Origin of the sequence: Caulobacter vibrioides OR37 (assembly GCF_000372645.1) — a bacterium.
In the GTDB taxonomy this organism is placed as follows: domain Bacteria; phylum Pseudomonadota; class Alphaproteobacteria; order Caulobacterales; family Caulobacteraceae; genus Caulobacter; species Caulobacter vibrioides_E.
Window position 1 is genome coordinate 241,710 of sequence record NZ_APMP01000001.1, and the last position, 13,754, is coordinate 255,463.

Annotated in this window: 13 protein-coding genes and 1 pseudogene; 8 read left to right on the forward strand and 6 right to left on the reverse strand. The window is 67.2% G+C overall.

Annotated features, from left to right (window positions below):
* Window positions 1–87: 87 nt before the first annotated feature.
* Window positions 88–1,638: a DEAD/DEAH box helicase gene (locus tag OR37_RS01160; protein ID WP_004615288.1), complete on the reverse strand. Its 1,551-nt coding sequence runs from the start codon at window positions 1,636–1,638 to the stop codon at window positions 88–90.
* A 221-nt stretch (window positions 1,639–1,859) separates the two neighbouring features.
* On the opposite strand from OR37_RS01160, the gene OR37_RS01165 reads away from it, so the two are divergent.
* Window positions 1,860–2,153 carry a succinate dehydrogenase assembly factor 2 gene (locus OR37_RS01165; RefSeq protein ID WP_004615289.1) on the forward strand — a complete coding sequence of 98 codons (294 nt, stop codon included), beginning with the start codon at window positions 1,860–1,862 and terminating at the stop codon, window positions 2,151–2,153.
* A gap of 21 nt (window positions 2,154–2,174) precedes the next feature.
* Window positions 2,175–5,642 carry a transcription-repair coupling factor gene (gene mfd / locus OR37_RS01170; protein WP_004615290.1) on the forward strand — a complete coding sequence of 1,156 codons (3,468 nt, stop codon included), beginning with the start codon at window positions 2,175–2,177 and terminating at the stop codon, window positions 5,640–5,642.
* Window positions 5,643–5,691: 49 nt separating this feature from the next.
* Here the strand turns inward: mfd and OR37_RS01175 are convergent, their stop codons facing one another.
* Complete coding sequence (locus OR37_RS01175; RefSeq protein ID WP_004615291.1) at window positions 5,692–6,807, reverse strand: beta-ketoacyl-ACP synthase III; 1,116 nt, start codon at window positions 6,805–6,807, stop codon at window positions 5,692–5,694.
* Window positions 6,808–7,031: 224 nt separating this feature from the next.
* Between OR37_RS01175 and OR37_RS01180 the strand changes: the two genes are divergently transcribed.
* Window positions 7,032–7,565: a porin family protein gene (locus tag OR37_RS01180; RefSeq protein ID WP_004615293.1), complete on the forward strand. Its 534-nt coding sequence runs from the start codon at window positions 7,032–7,034 to the stop codon at window positions 7,563–7,565.
* 61 nt (window positions 7,566–7,626) lie between these two features.
* Here OR37_RS01180 and OR37_RS01185 read toward each other — a convergent pair whose 3' ends face one another.
* Window positions 7,627–8,106, reverse strand: coding sequence for a DUF805 domain-containing protein (locus OR37_RS01185; protein WP_004615295.1), 480 nt, complete (start codon window positions 8,104–8,106; stop codon window positions 7,627–7,629).
* A gap of 157 nt (window positions 8,107–8,263) precedes the next feature.
* On the opposite strand from OR37_RS01185, the gene OR37_RS01190 reads away from it, so the two are divergent.
* Genes OR37_RS01190 through OR37_RS20900 form a run of 3 tightly spaced genes read left to right on the forward strand, consistent with a single transcriptional unit; the run spans window position 8,264 to window position 9,864 of the window.
* Window positions 8,264–8,647 carry a hypothetical protein gene (locus OR37_RS01190; RefSeq protein WP_004615297.1) on the forward strand — a complete coding sequence of 128 codons (384 nt, stop codon included), beginning with the start codon at window positions 8,264–8,266 and terminating at the stop codon, window positions 8,645–8,647.
* Window positions 8,647–9,561 (forward strand): sterol desaturase family protein, encoded by a 915-nt coding sequence (locus tag OR37_RS01195; RefSeq protein ID WP_004615298.1) that lies wholly within the window; start codon window positions 8,647–8,649, stop codon window positions 9,559–9,561. Before OR37_RS01190 ends, OR37_RS01195 begins: the two co-directional genes overlap by 1 nt.
* Window positions 9,562–9,570: 9 nt before the next feature.
* On the forward strand, window positions 9,571–9,864 hold the full coding sequence (locus tag OR37_RS20900; protein ID WP_035016791.1) for a putative quinol monooxygenase: 294 nt from the start codon (window positions 9,571–9,573) through the stop codon (window positions 9,862–9,864).
* A 21-nt stretch (window positions 9,865–9,885) separates the two neighbouring features.
* Here the strand turns inward: OR37_RS20900 and OR37_RS01205 are convergent.
* Window positions 9,886–10,939, reverse strand: a pseudogene (locus OR37_RS01205) (NUDIX hydrolase).
* Window positions 10,863–11,510: a YfbR-like 5'-deoxynucleotidase gene (locus tag OR37_RS01210; protein ID WP_004615302.1), complete on the reverse strand. Its 648-nt coding sequence runs from the start codon at window positions 11,508–11,510 to the stop codon at window positions 10,863–10,865. The pseudogene OR37_RS01205 and the gene OR37_RS01210 overlap by 77 nt, the downstream one beginning before the upstream one ends.
* A 105-nt stretch (window positions 11,511–11,615) precedes the next feature.
* Here OR37_RS01210 and OR37_RS01215 point away from each other — a divergent pair, with 105 nt between their 5' ends.
* Together OR37_RS01215 and OR37_RS01220 are read left to right on the forward strand one after the other, a co-directional pair.
* Window positions 11,616–12,428 carry a universal stress protein gene (locus OR37_RS01215; protein ID WP_004615303.1) on the forward strand — a complete coding sequence of 271 codons (813 nt, stop codon included), beginning with the start codon at window positions 11,616–11,618 and terminating at the stop codon, window positions 12,426–12,428.
* Between the two features lie 109 nt (window positions 12,429–12,537).
* Window positions 12,538–12,909 carry a hypothetical protein gene (locus OR37_RS01220; protein ID WP_004615304.1) on the forward strand — a complete coding sequence of 124 codons (372 nt, stop codon included), beginning with the start codon at window positions 12,538–12,540 and terminating at the stop codon, window positions 12,907–12,909.
* 28 nt (window positions 12,910–12,937) lie between these two features.
* On the opposite strand, the gene OR37_RS01225 is transcribed toward OR37_RS01220, so the two are convergent.
* Complete coding sequence (locus tag OR37_RS01225) at window positions 12,938–13,753, reverse strand: hypothetical protein (protein WP_004615305.1); 816 nt, start codon at window positions 13,751–13,753, stop codon at window positions 12,938–12,940.
* Window position 13,754 lies beyond the last annotated feature (1 nt).

The following is a 13,754-nucleotide window of genomic DNA, read 5'->3' on the forward strand; positions in this document are numbered from 1 at the left end:
GCCTCGGCCCGGCGCGCGCTGGGCGGAACATGAAAAAGGCGCCGGATGATCGTCCGGCGCCTTTGACGTTCGTGGGGCTGGAGAGCCTCAGTTGTCGGTATTGGCCTTGGCGACGCCCGGCGTGGGGCGGGCCAGGAAAGCCGGGATGTCGGCGCCGAAGCCGACCACGCGCCGATCGTCGTCGTCGCGGTCCCGGACCGGCTGGACGCCGCGCACGGGACGTTCGGGGCGCTCGGGACGGGCGGCGCGCGGTTCGGCCTCGATCGGGGCCGGAGCGACCGTTCTCGGCTCGCGCGGCTCGCGGTCGCGGCGCGGCCTGCGTTCGCGGGCCGGACGCTCCTCAAGGGCTTCCGGCGCGTCGGCGGCGACTTCGGCGGGCGTCTCGGCGGCGTCCTCGGAGCGCCCGCGACGGCCGCGGCCGCCACGTTCTTCCCGGTCGCCGCGATCACGGCCGCCGCGCTTGCGATCGCGGTCGCCCTCGCGCTTGACCGTGACGGCGTTCGAGTAGTCGAGGTCCAGCTTCTCTTCCTCGGGCGTCGAGCCGATCAGCTTGATGACCTTGTCGAAGCCCTTGTCGTCGGACGGCGTCACCAGCATGTAGGCTTCGCCGGTGCGCCCAGCGCGGCCCGTGCGGCCGATCCGGTGCACATAGTCGTCGGCGTGGTGCGGGACGTCGTAGTTGAAGACGTGGCTGACCGCCGGAATATCCAGGCCGCGCGCGGCGACGTCGGAGGCCACCAGGATCTTCAGCGCGCCCGAACGGAAGTCCGCGAGGGTCTTCATCCGCTGGGTCTGGTCCAGGTCGCCATGGATCGGGGCGGCGTCGAAACCATGCACCTTCAGCGACTTGGCGACGATGTCGACCTCGGTCTTGCGGTTGCAGAAGACGATGCCGGTCTCGATGCCGGCCTTCTCGATCAATGCCCGCAGAGCCAGTCGCTTGGCCTTGGGATCGGAGGAGGGCACCTTGACCAGGCGCTGGGTGATGTTGGCGTTGGTTGTCGCCGGGCGAGCCACCTCGATCCGGACCGGGTCGCGGAGGAACTGCTTGGTCAGGCGGGTGATTTCCGGCGGCATGGTCGCCGAGAAGAACAGGGTCTGCTTCTTCGGCGGCGTCAGCTTGAAGATGCGCTCGATGTCGGGGATGAAGCCCATGTCGAGCATCCGGTCGGCCTCGTCGACCACCATCATCTGCACGCCGGTCATCAGGAGCTTGCCGCGCTCGAAGTGGTCGAGCAGGCGGCCGGGCGTGGCGATCAGCACGTCGACGCCGCGGTCCAGCTTCTTTTCCTGGTCGCCGAACGAGACGCCGCCGATCAGCAGCGCCCAAGAGAGCTTGGTGCCCTTGGCGTATTTCTCGAAGCTGGCGGCGACCTGGTCGGCCAGTTCGCGGGTCGGGGCGATGACCAGGGCCCGCGGCATCCGGGCCTTGGCGCGGCCCGAGGCGAGGCGATCGACCATCGGAAGGGTGAAGGCGGCGGTCTTGCCGGTGCCCGTCTGGGCGATGCCGAGGACGTCCTGGCCCGCGAGGGCGACCGGAATGGCCTGGGCTTGAATGGGGGTCGCGGTGGTATAGCCGGTGTCGGCGACCGCCTGCAGGGTCGTGGGCGAAAGCCCGAGGTCGGAAAATTCGGTCATTACACGCTGGTCTGATCCGGAGCCGCCCGTGCTTGGGCGAGCGGGCGGCGCGGATTCGCCAGACCTGCTCCGAAGTTGGGGATAAATAGGCCGAAAGTCGGCAAAGTCAATCTCCACAAGGCGATAGGGGGTATTCGGAGCTTTGCTCGGAACGACTGTGCGGACCTGAAAACGCCGTGGCGCTGGCGCCGCGTCGATGCTCGCTCTATATCCGCCGACACATGAGCATCGACCACGACTCCCGCCTCCGGCGCCTTCGGTTCCGCGCCTGGCATCGCGGTTTCCGGGAAGCGGACCTGATCCTTGGGCCGTTTGCGGACATCCATGGCCCGAGCCTGACGCCCGAGCAGTTCGACACCCTGGAAACCCTGCTGGAACAGTCGGACCGCGAGATCTACGCCTGGATCGTCGGCCAGGAGGCCACGCCCGAACGGTTCGAGACGGACGTCATGGCGATGATCCGCGCGTTCAGGTTCCAGGCGCACGCCTCGCGCCCCGCCGGCGACGGCGCCTGACCCTTTAGATCAAGAGACCCGATGGCCTACGACGCCAAACAGATCGCCAAGGCCGCCGGCGGCCTGACCCTCGCCGGCGCGCCGGAAGGCTTCGACGCGCTGGTGATGGCCGACATCGCCCGGGCGCGCGGCGGCCTGACCGCGTTCGTGGCCCGGGACACCGCGCGCGCCAACGCTTTCGTCGACGCCCTGAAGTTTTTCGCGCCCGAGATCGAGGCCGTGCCAATGCCGTCGTGGGATTGCCTTCCCTACGACCGCATTGGTCCGTCGTCGGGCGTCTCGGCCACGCGGATGGCGACCTTGTCGCGCCTGGCCAGGGGCCTGGGCGACGGCAAGCCGGCCATGCTGGTCATCGCCGCGCCAGCGCTGTTGCAGCGTGTGCCGACGAAGGATGTGCTGCTGCGCGCCAGCTATAGCGCCAAGGTCGGCGCCGTGGTCGATATCAAGGACCTTGAGCGCTATTTCGCCGTCAACGGCTATGCCCGCGCCTCCACCGTCTCCGAGCGGGGCGAGTTCGCGATCCGCGGCGGCGTCATCGACGTCTATCCGCCGGCCGCCGAGGAGCCCGTTCGCCTCGACCTGTTCGGCGACACGCTGGAGAGCATCCGCGCCTTCGATCCCGAGACCCAACGCTCGACCAAGCAACTGACCGAGATCAATCTCCTTCCGGTCAGCGAGGCCTTGCTGGACGCCGACGGCATCTCGCGCTTCCGCAAGGGCTATGTCGCCGAGTTCGGCGCGCCCGGCGACGATCCCTTGTACGCCACCGTCAGCGAGGGCGGCCGTCGCGCCGGGTTGGAGCACTGGCTGCCGCTGTTCTACGAGCGGATGGCCAGCCTGTTCGACTATCTGCCGGCCGGCGCCCTGATCGGCGTCGACCACCAGGCGACCGAGGCGCGGGACGAGCGCCTGTCGATGATCCTGGACGCCTATGAGGCGCGGTCGCAGGCCGATCGCAAATCCTCGTACCGCCCTCTGCCGCCCGAGGCGCTGTATCTGACGGTGGAGGAGTGGGAGCGGGAGATCGCCGATCGCCCGAACCGTCGCTTCACGCCGTTCCAGCCGCAGGGGCTGGACGTCGTCGACATGGGCGCGAAGCTGGGCCGGGTCTTCGCCGCCGAACGCGCCCAGGACAGCGTCAACCTGTTCGAGGCCACCGCGGCCCACGCCCGCGATCTCGCGGGCAAAGGAAAACGCGTGCTGTTCGCCTCGTGGTCCGAGGGCTCGTCCGAGCGCCTGGGGACCATGCTGGGCGATCATGGTCTGAAGAAGATCCCGTATGCCGGCTACTGGCAGGCGGCCAAGGCCAATGACCCCAAGGTTCCGCAGCGGGTCGTGCTGCCGCTGGACCACGGCTTCGAGACCGACAGCCTGGCGGTCATTTCAGAGACCGACATCCTGGGCGACCGTCTGGCGCGGCCGCGCAAGAAGCGCCGCGCCGCCAACTTCCTGGCCGAGGCCTCGGCCCTGACGCCGGGCGATCTGGTCGTCCACATCGATCACGGCATCGGCCGCTACGAGGGCCTGAAGACGCTCGACGTGCAGGGCGCGCCACACGACTGCCTGGACCTGCTCTACGGCGGCGAGGCCAAGCTCTATCTGCCGGTCGAGAATATCGACCTCCTGACCCGTTACGGCGCGGCCGACGCCGACAACGTTCAGCTGGACAAGCTGGGCGGCGCGGCCTGGCAGGGACGCAAGGCCAAGGCGCGCGAGCGTCTGCGGGTCATGGCCGAGGGCCTGATCCAGATCGCAGCCGCGCGCCAGCTCAAGCATGTCGAGGAGACCGATCCGCCGTCGGGCGTGTTCGACGAGTTCTGCGCCCGCTTCCCCTACGAGGAGACGGACGACCAGCTGAACGCCATCCACGACGTGCTGGAGGACTTGGCGTCCGGCAAGCCGATGGATCGCCTGATCTGCGGGGACGTCGGCTTCGGCAAGACCGAGGTGGCCCTCCGTGCGGCCTTCGTCGTGGCGATGAGCGGCAAGCAGGTGGCCGTGGTCTGCCCAACGACCCTCTTGGCCCGCCAGCACTACAAGACCTTCAAGGACCGTTTCCAGGGCTGGCCCGTGAAGGTCACGCGTCTGTCGCGCCTGGTCACCGGCAAGGAAGCCGCCGACACCCGCGCCGGCCTGGCCGACGGCAGCCTGGAGATCGTGGTCGGCACCCACGCCATTCTGTCCAAGCAGGTGTCGTTCAAGGACCTGGGCCTGGTCATCGTCGACGAGGAACAGCACTTCGGCGTCAAGCACAAGGAGAAGCTCAAGGAGCTTCGCGCCGACGTGCACATGCTGACCCTGACCGCCACGCCGATCCCGCGCACCCTGCAGATGGCGCTGTCGGGCATCCGGGAGATGTCGATCATCGCCACGCCGCCCGTCGATCGCCTGGCGGTGCGCACCTACATCAGCCCGTTCGATCCTGTGACGCTGCGCGAGGCGCTGCTGCGCGAGAAGTACCGTGGCGGCCAGTCTTACTACGTGGTGCCGCGCATCAAGGACCTGGAGGACATCGAGAAGTTCCTGCGCGTCCATGTGCCGGAGGTGAAGTACGTCGTCGGCCATGGCCAGATGGCGGCCACCCAGCTGGAAGACGTGATGACGGCCTTCTACGAGGGCCAGTACGACGTGCTTCTCGCGACGACGATCGTCGAGAGTGGGCTGGATATCCCCTCGGCCAACACGTTGATCGTCCACCGCGCCGACATGTTCGGCCTGGCCCAACTCTACCAGATCCGGGGCCGGGTCGGCCGCTCCAAGGCGCGCGCCTACGCCTATCTGACCACGCCGGTCGAGAAGTCGCTGACCCTGTCGGCGGAAAAGCGCCTGCAAGTGCTGCAATCGCTGGACAGCCTGGGCGCAGGCTTCCAGCTGGCCAGCCACGACCTTGACCAGCGCGGCGGCGGCAACCTGCTGGGCGACGAGCAGAGCGGCCACATCAAGGAGATCGGGGTCGAGCTCTATCAGCAGATGCTGGAGGACGCGGTCGCGGAGCTGAAGCAGCGGCAGGGCCAGGAAGCCCTGCTGGAAGACCGGGGCTGGTCGCCGCAGATCAATACCGGCGCCGCCGTGATGATCCCGGACGACTATGTGCCCGACCTGAACGTGCGCCTGTCGCTCTATCGCCGTCTGTCGGAAGCCGAGCAGGCCGCCGACCGCGAAGCCCTGGCCGCCGAAATGATCGATCGCTTCGGCCCCCTGCCGCCCGAGACCGACTCGTTGCTCAAGGTCGTGGCGATCAAGGGGCTGTGCCGCGAGGCCAATGTCGCCAAGATCGACGTCGGTCCCAAGGGCGCGGTCGTGGCCTTCCGCAACGACGAATTCGCCAACCCGCTGGCGCTGGTTCAGTTCGTGGCCAAGAACAGCCTGATCTGGAAGGCCCGACCCGACCAGAAGGTCGTGGTCAAGGGCGAGTGGGACACGCCGGCCCAGCGGCTCGACGCGGCCGAGAAGATCCTGACCGCGCTGTCCAAGCTGGCCAAGGCCTGAGCCCGAACGCCTTCCATCGGTGCCGCGCCGATGGAAGGCTTGGGCCCCTCTAGCGCTTGCGCACGAACACCGTGCCGGCCGAATAGCCCGCGCCGAAGCTGCAGATCAGGCCGGTTTCGCCGGCGGCGAAATCGTCATTGGCCGAATGGAAGGCGATGATCGAGCCGGCCGAGCTGGTATTGGCGTACTCGTCCAGGATGATGACGTTCTCGCCGGGAGCGGGGTCGCGGCCGAGCACCTTGCGCCCGATCATCTCGTTCATGTTGATATTGGCCTGGTGCAGCCACAGGCGCTTGAGGCCGGTCGGGTCGACGCCCAGGTCGGCGGCGTGTTCGATGATCATCTCGCTGACCATCGGCACGACCTCGCGGAACACCTTGCGGCCTTCCTGGACGAACAGCTTGTCCTTGGCGCCGACGCCTTCCGGCGCGGCGCGGTTCAGGAAGCCGAAGTTGTTGCGGATATTGTTGGAGAACACGGTCTTCAGGCGCGTTCCCAGGATTTCCCAGCCGCCCTTGGCCAGGTCCGCGTCCTCGACGATCACCGCCGTGGCCACGTCGCCGAAGATGAAGTGGCTGTCGCGGTCCTTGAAGTTCAGGTGGCCCGAGCAGATCTCGGGATTGACCATCAGCACGGCCTTGGCGCTGCCGGTGGCGACGAAGTCAGCGGCGGTCTTGATGCCGAAGGTGGCCGACGAACAGGCCACGTTCATGTCGAAGGCGAAGCCGTCTATGCCCAGCGCCTGCTGCACCTCGATGGCCATGGCCGGATAGGGGCGCTGCATGTTCGAGGCCGCGCAGATCACCGCGCCGATCTCGGACACGGGCTTGCCCCAGCGGGCGATGGCGTCCTTGGCCGCCTCGACCGCCATTTCGGCGAGGATGGAAATCTCCTCGTTGGGACGCTCGGGAATGATCGGACGCATGACCTCCGGATCGACGATGCCGTCCTTGTTCATCACGAAGCGCGCCTTGATGCCGGAGGCCTTCTCGATGAACTCGGGCGAGGAGGGGGCCAGGGCGACCACCTCGCCGGCCGCGATGGCCTCGGCGTTGGCGGCGTTGAAGCGCTCGACGAAGGTGTTGAAGGCCTCGACCAGCTCGGCGTTCGAAATGCTGTGAGGCGGGGTGTACAGCCCCGTGGCGGCGATGACGGCTTGCGGCAAGGCGACGGTCCCGATGATGCGCGCGGGCCTAGGAGCCCGCGTTCTGACGTTTGTTTGACCCGTAGATAGCATGGATGGCGGCGCCGTCATCCCCGTGGCTTTGGGGCCACGACACGCAATGGCCTTGAACCCGGCCGTGAACCGCCCCACGCCCGCCGCGTTATCCGCATAGCCCTAGGCTGGCTGAGGGAGCTGAAGAGTACGCGTAGCATAGGAGTTCAACGATGAAGACTCTCATCGCCACTACCCTGGTCGCTGGTTCGGTTCTCGCGGCCCCGCTCATGGCTCAGGCCCAGAATTCGACGGAGGTCTACGGCTCTCTGAATTATGACCAAACTCGGACCCGAGGCGCCGACACCGGCGCTATTCAAGGGCGCGTGGGCGCCAAGTTTACGCCTAATTTTGGCGTTGAAGCCGAAGCCGCTGGCGGCGTCGATGGCGACACCGTCTACACCCCGGGCGGTCCCGCTCACGTGAAGATGGAGCACCAGGTCGCGGCCTACGCCGTCGGCTACCTGCCGGTGACCCAGAACCTCGATCTTCTGGGCCGCGTCGGGTATGGGTCGACGAAGTTCAGCACCAACAATCCGGCCGCCACCGACTTCGACGGCAGCCATGACAGCTGGAACTATGGCGTCGGCGCCCAGTACAAGATCGACGACAAGAACGGCATCCGCGCCGACTGGACCAAGTCCGAATACAGCAAGAGCGACTTGAGCTCGAACACGGTGTCGCTGGGCTACGTCCGCAAGTTCTAGGCGTCGGCTCGAAGTGAAGACGGCGCGCCTCTCGCGGGGCGCGCCGTTTGCTTGGGCGGGATCAGCTGATGATGGTCGGCTGATCCGGCGTCGCGGGCGTGGCCGCGTAATAGTGGTTGTGGATCACCGGGCCGGCGCCGGGCGGACCGGGGCGGCCTTTGGGATCCTCGCCATAGCGGTTCGGGCCAGGCGTGCTGTCCAGAAGCGTGAAGATCAGGATCACGAAGCTGCCGAAGGGGATGAAGCTGATCAGCAGCCACCACCCCGACTTGTCCGTGTCATGCAGGCGCCGGACCGTGACGGCGAGCGCCGGAATGATCAGAGCTATGAAGAAGAGCAGCGCCAACAGGGTGAACAGGCCAACGAGGATAGCCACGGGCCCATCCTGTCGACCGCTCGTCGTCCCATAGGCGACCGAAGCAATGATGAAGAAGCCGGCGGTCACCAGCAGCTGGAAGAGCGCGAACAGCCAGTACTCCGACCGCCTGGCCCGGCCTTCGAACACCGCGAACTTGCGTAGCGGCTCAAGCATCAAGCTCATCACACTTCCCCTTTTGGCGACGCCGAGGCGGCGCGCTCAACCCTAGGGGAGGATAGCCAAGGCCGGTGGTGTTGGTAAAGCCCGGGGCTCGCGCTTGACGCCCGGGCCTGGATCGTCAATCTGAACGGCAATAAGTTATCGGGGGGATGCGTCGGTCTTGGACAAGGCGCTGTTGATTCAGCTGGGCGGCTCCGCGGCCGGTATCGCTGTGCTCGTGGGGTTCACGGCCTGGATGGGCGTGGCGCGGCCGACGCCGCCGCTGGACGCCGAGTCGGCCCGGGCATTGCTGGCGCTCGAATTTCCCGATCAGCGGCCCGACAGGGTCTGGATTTCCGCCGATGGCGCGGCCGTGATCGCGCGCGATGGCGACGCGGCCTTGGTGCTGTACCGGCGGGGCGACGGTTACGTCGCGCGAGACCTGCCGTGGAGCGCGATCGCCAGCCTGAAGCCAATCAACGGCCGGGTGAGGCCGCGCTTGTCCGACGCCCGTCCCGTCCTCGCCGTCAAGGACGATGTCTGGCCGCCCAGAGAGTTCGCCTGATGCTCAAAGCGCCCTTCGACCCAGTCCAGCTGGCCATCCCGTTTTTCATTCTAGCGATCGTTCTGGAGATCCTGCTGGGCCGCTTCGGCAAGGCCAGGGCCCACTACGAGGTGCGCGATACGGCCACGTCGCTGACCATGGGTCTGGGCAGCACGATCGCCGGCGCGCTGTTCGGCGGCGTGATCTTCGCCACGACGGTCTGGGTCTATCAGCACCGTCTCTTCACGATCCCGATGAACGCGGTCTGGGCCTGGATCGCCGTCTTCCTGCTGGAGGACCTGACCTACTACTGGTTCCATCGCCTGGCGCACGAGCGGCGCGTCTGGTGGGCCAGCCACGTCAACCACCACACCTCGACCCACTACAACCTCTCGACCGCCCTGCGGCAGACCTGGACCGGCGGCGTCGCGGGCACCTGGCTTCTGTGGCTGCCGCTGTCCTTCCTAGGCTTCCCGCCGGCCATGGTGGCGATCCAGAAGGGGATCAGCCTCGTCTACCAGTTCTGGATTCACACCGAGGCGATCAAGCGGATGCCTGGCTGGTTCGAGGCGGTGTTCAACACGCCCTCGCATCACCGCGTGCACCACGCCCGCAACGCCCGCTATCTGGACGCCAACTATGCCGGGATCCTGATCATCTGGGATCGGATGTTCGGGACCTTCATCCCGGAGGTCGACGAGGAGCCCTGCCGCTATGGCACGGTGAAGAACCTGGGCAATTTCAATCTTCTGCACAATGTTTTCCACGAGTGGATCGGCATCGCCAAGGACGTGGCGGGATCGCCGCGTCACGCGCTGGGCTACATCTTCGGCCCGCCCGGCTGGAGCCCGGACGGCTCGCGCGACACCTCGCACACGCTGAAGGCCAAATGGCGGGCGCGGGTGGGGGCGGACTCAACGGATCAGCGGATCTAGGGGCTGAATTTGATTGTTGTTCTTGGTTCGGTCGATGTTCAGCCCGAGAGCCTGGACTTGACATTGCGGGTGGCGCTCGAGCATTGCGCGCGCTCGCGTGAAGAGCCCGGGTGTATTTCCCACGAGTGCTTTCAGGCGGTCGGGCGACCAAACCTGCTGCAATTTGTCGAGGTCTGGTCGGACATGACCGCCCTGCGCGCACACTTCGCGGTCGACGCCTCGAAGCAGTTCGCGGCGCAGATGGGAAAGCTCGCCGTCAAGCCGCCGGTCATGCGCATTCTGCAAGCCGAGGAGCTGGGCTGAACTCGCCGGGCCCCTGACTCTTTAGTCGCGCAATAGCGGCAGCGAGAGACCCGTCGCCTGGCGCGTCGCCAGCATTTCCCTGCGGAAGCGGAACAGCTCGGCCGGGCGGCCGCCGGTCTCGGCGTCCAGGCGTCCCAAGCCCTCGACCAGTTCCTCGCGCTCGACCACGCGACGGAAGTTCTGCTTGTGCAGCGGCACCCCGGCGATGGCCTCGACCGTGCGCTGCAGGGTCGACAGGGTGAATTCCTCGGGCGTCAACTCGAACACCACGGGGCGGTACTTGATCTTGCCGCGCAGGCGCGACAGGCCGGTGGCCAGGATGCGCCGGTGGTCCGAGATCATCGGTTCGCCCAGGGCGGCCGACAGAGCCTTGGGCTCGGCCGGATCATGACCCTCGGCGCGGGCGGCGTCGCGGGCGGCCTCGGGGGCCAGGCCCGCCTCATAGAGCAGCTCGTAGCGCTCCAGCACCCGCTCCTCGTTCCAAGGGGCGCCGTCCAGGGCGAAGGCGAGGCGGGCGCGCGACCATCGGGCCGCGTCCTCGCCCGCCCAGCGACGCAGCGCCGGCGCGATGGCGTCGTCCAGCAGGGCGGGGCGACCATTGCGCCAGTCCTCCCAAGGGAAGAACCGGCTCCAGGGGGCCCAGGCCGTGTCGGGGGCGTCGGTGTCGACGGCCTTGGGCGTCAGGCCCAGATAGCCGACCGAGACCACGCGGGCCGCGCCGGCCCCGACCTCGGCGCGCGGCGCCTCCCGGCCCTTGTCGCCAAAGGTGTAGAGCTGTTCGACATAGCCCAACTGGAATCGGGTCTGCTGGGTCACGAAGGCTCGCAGCCCAAGCTCGAAAGTGCGGTGCGCCTCCGGATCGAAGGGGCCGAACGGCAGGCCCGAGAGCGGGGAGGCGACATCGGTGACGGCGTCGTGCGGTCGCACGGTCAGGACCACGGCCTCGCCGTCGCGGATCGCCACGACCACCGCCGACAAACCGATGACGACGGAGGCGTTCATTCGGTTTCGAACGCCGCGCCAGGGGCGCTCTCGTAACCCGCCGCGCGCGACAGCACGTGGAAGCGTTGGACATATCGCGCCTGGGCCTCGAACGGCGGCAGCGGGGTGATGCGCAGGTCGTAGCCGGCCGGCGGCGCGCCGAAGATGGCCAGGGATTCAGCGTGCTCGAAACCCGCCAGCTGCGTCGCCTCGAAGAAGGCGCAGGCGCGATCGGCCTGCTTGATCAGCTTCTTGATCGGCGCGGGCGTCTTCACCGGCAGGCCGAAACGAATGTGGATCGCGTCCTCCAACCTGGCCTCGAAGTCCTTGTAGCTCATGCCCAGCGCCGCCTTGAACGGGCTGATCATATCACCGATGACATATTCGCTGGCGTCATGCAGCAGGGCGGCCAGACGCCAGCGCGGCTCCAGGTCCGGCTTGATGTGCGCGGCGATCTCCTCGACCACCAAGCTGTGCTGCGCCACCGAGAAGCCGTGATCGCCGACCGTCTGACCGTTCCAGCGCGCGACGCGGGCCAGGCCATGGGCGATGTCCTCGATCTCGATGTCCATCGGCGACGGATCGAGCAGGTCCAGCCGTCGTCCGGAAAGCATCCTCTGCCATGCGCGGGGCGGCTTGCCCTTGGTATGCAGCCCTTTGGCCACGAGATCGTTCCTTGCGGTGAAGGTGGTTGACTGACCCATGGATTGAGAAAGATCAATGTGGTCGTCGCCGTCATCTGTGGAAATGCCCTCAAAGGGAGTTCGATCATGAGTTGGGCGAGAATCATGGTCCCGCTGGCCGGGACCGCGACCGACAAGGGCGTTCTGAGCTCCGCCGCGGCCCTGGCGGCCGCCTTTCAGGCCGAACTGGCCTGTGTTCATACGCCCGCCGACATGGCCGACCTTATGCCGTGGATGGGCGAGGGGTTCATGGGCGGCGTCCAGGTGACGGCGCTGGAAAGCCTCAAGGAAGCCGCCCAGGAGGGTTCCAGAAGCTGCGGCAAGCTGGTGGCCGAGACCGGCTATTCGCGCTCGCGACTGATCAGCCTTGAATCGCCCGTGTGGGCGGGGTTGGCCATGGAAGGCCGCCTGTCCGACGTCGTGGTGTTCGATGACGCTGCCGCGCGCGGCAAGGGGCCTCTGGCCGAGTCCTTCCAGCAATTGGTCGCTGACGAGCAGCGTCCCACCCTGGTCGCGCGCGAGGGCTTCAAGGTCGACGGGGTCGCGCTGGTCGCCTGGGATGGCGGCAAGGAGGCCAGTCGCGCGATGCGGACGTCGCTGCCTCTGCTTCAGAAGGCCCGTTCGGTGGTTGTCGCGGGCGCGGCTGGCGCGTCGTCGCGGGCTTTCGACCTGGACCGTCTGGCCGAGTTTCTGGCTGCGCGCGGCGTCCAGGCGCAGGTCAAGGCCCTGGAAGGCTCCAGCGACGCGGCGGGCCTCCTGCTGGGCGCGGCGCGCGAGGTGGGCGCAAGCCTGCTGGTGGCCGGCGCGTTCGGTCACCCGAGGCTGCAGGAATATATCTTTGGCGGGACCACCCGCTCGCTGCTGAACAGCGACGGCCCCTCGCTGTTCCTGTCGCACTAGCGCAAGCCGCGTGTGGCCTGAGCTAGATTTTGTCTCGCATCGCTTTCGCCGAAAACCCGCATTCACTTTCCGCGCGATGCTCTGAAACCACAAAAACAAGGGAGGCCCCATGTCTCTTTCACGCATCGTCATGCGCTTGGCGCGCAATCCGGGAACGGAGTTCTCCGGCGGCGACGACCATCGCGGCTACGCCCTGACCGCGCCCCTGACCGAGGACGGCCACCTCGACGAAGCCGAATACGCCAAGGTCAAGGATCGCTGCGACGTTCGCCGCTTCGCCCCCGACGAGGACCCGGTGGACGGCCGCCTGAACCGCCGCGGCGCGCGTTGGTTCTTCGACTACGACGACGCGGATGAGACCGACGACGAGCCCCTATATCGGCTGGGCCAGCATCGCTTCGCGCTCGGCGAATATGTCACCGTCACCGACGAAGGCGGCCAACCGCTGACCTACAAGGTGATGGAAGTCACGCCGGTCTAGCGGGCGTCTCGTTTGGATAGATCAAGCATCAGCCGCCGACGTTGTGTCGCAGCAGGGCCTTCATATCCTTGAAGATATCATGGTCGCCGGTGTCGCGGGTCTTGGCCTTGACGACCGCGACGGCCAGCGGGCCGCCCTTGGGGCCGCGCGCCTCGTAGCCGGCCAGGCGATAGCCCTTGGGCGCCTTGTCGTTGGCCAGGATGAAGGTCGAGCGCACCAGATTGTCGCCGGCCTTGCGGGCCTTGATCTCGGCCCCGCCGTTGCTGGCGTTGATCGACACGTCGCCGTCGCCGTGCTCGTCATCGCTGGCCGCGCCCGCGACAGCGCTCTTACGATCGTCATCGGACAAGTTGACGTTCTTGTTGATCTTCACCTCGGCCGCGCCGCCGTCGCTATTGATGGTCAGGTGACCGATGCGAATGTCCGCGCCGTGCTCGTTGGAGTCGATATTCACGCCCGGCAAGTGAATGCTGGTGTGGCCCTTGCTCTTGGCGTTGGGGGGCTTGGGCGGCGGCGGAGGCGGCGGCATCACGCTCTTCAGCTCGGCCTCGATCGGCGTCAGGGCCGACTCGGCGTCGCCGCTGGTCAGCTTGACCAGACGCAGCTCCACCGTCGCCTTGTCGGTGGCGTAGGCGCACGACTGGCCGTCCGGCGCGACGCTGACCCGCTTTAGGTAGCCCTGCTTTTCCGGACAATCCAGGCGGTCGATGACGCGAACCGGTTGACGACCCAGCTTGGGCGCAGCCGGCTTGGCTTGATCGCCATGGGTTTCGGCGCGCTGGCAGGCGGACAGGCCAGCCGCGCCGATCAGCAGCGCGGCGGCGAGCCATTTGGAGTGACGCATG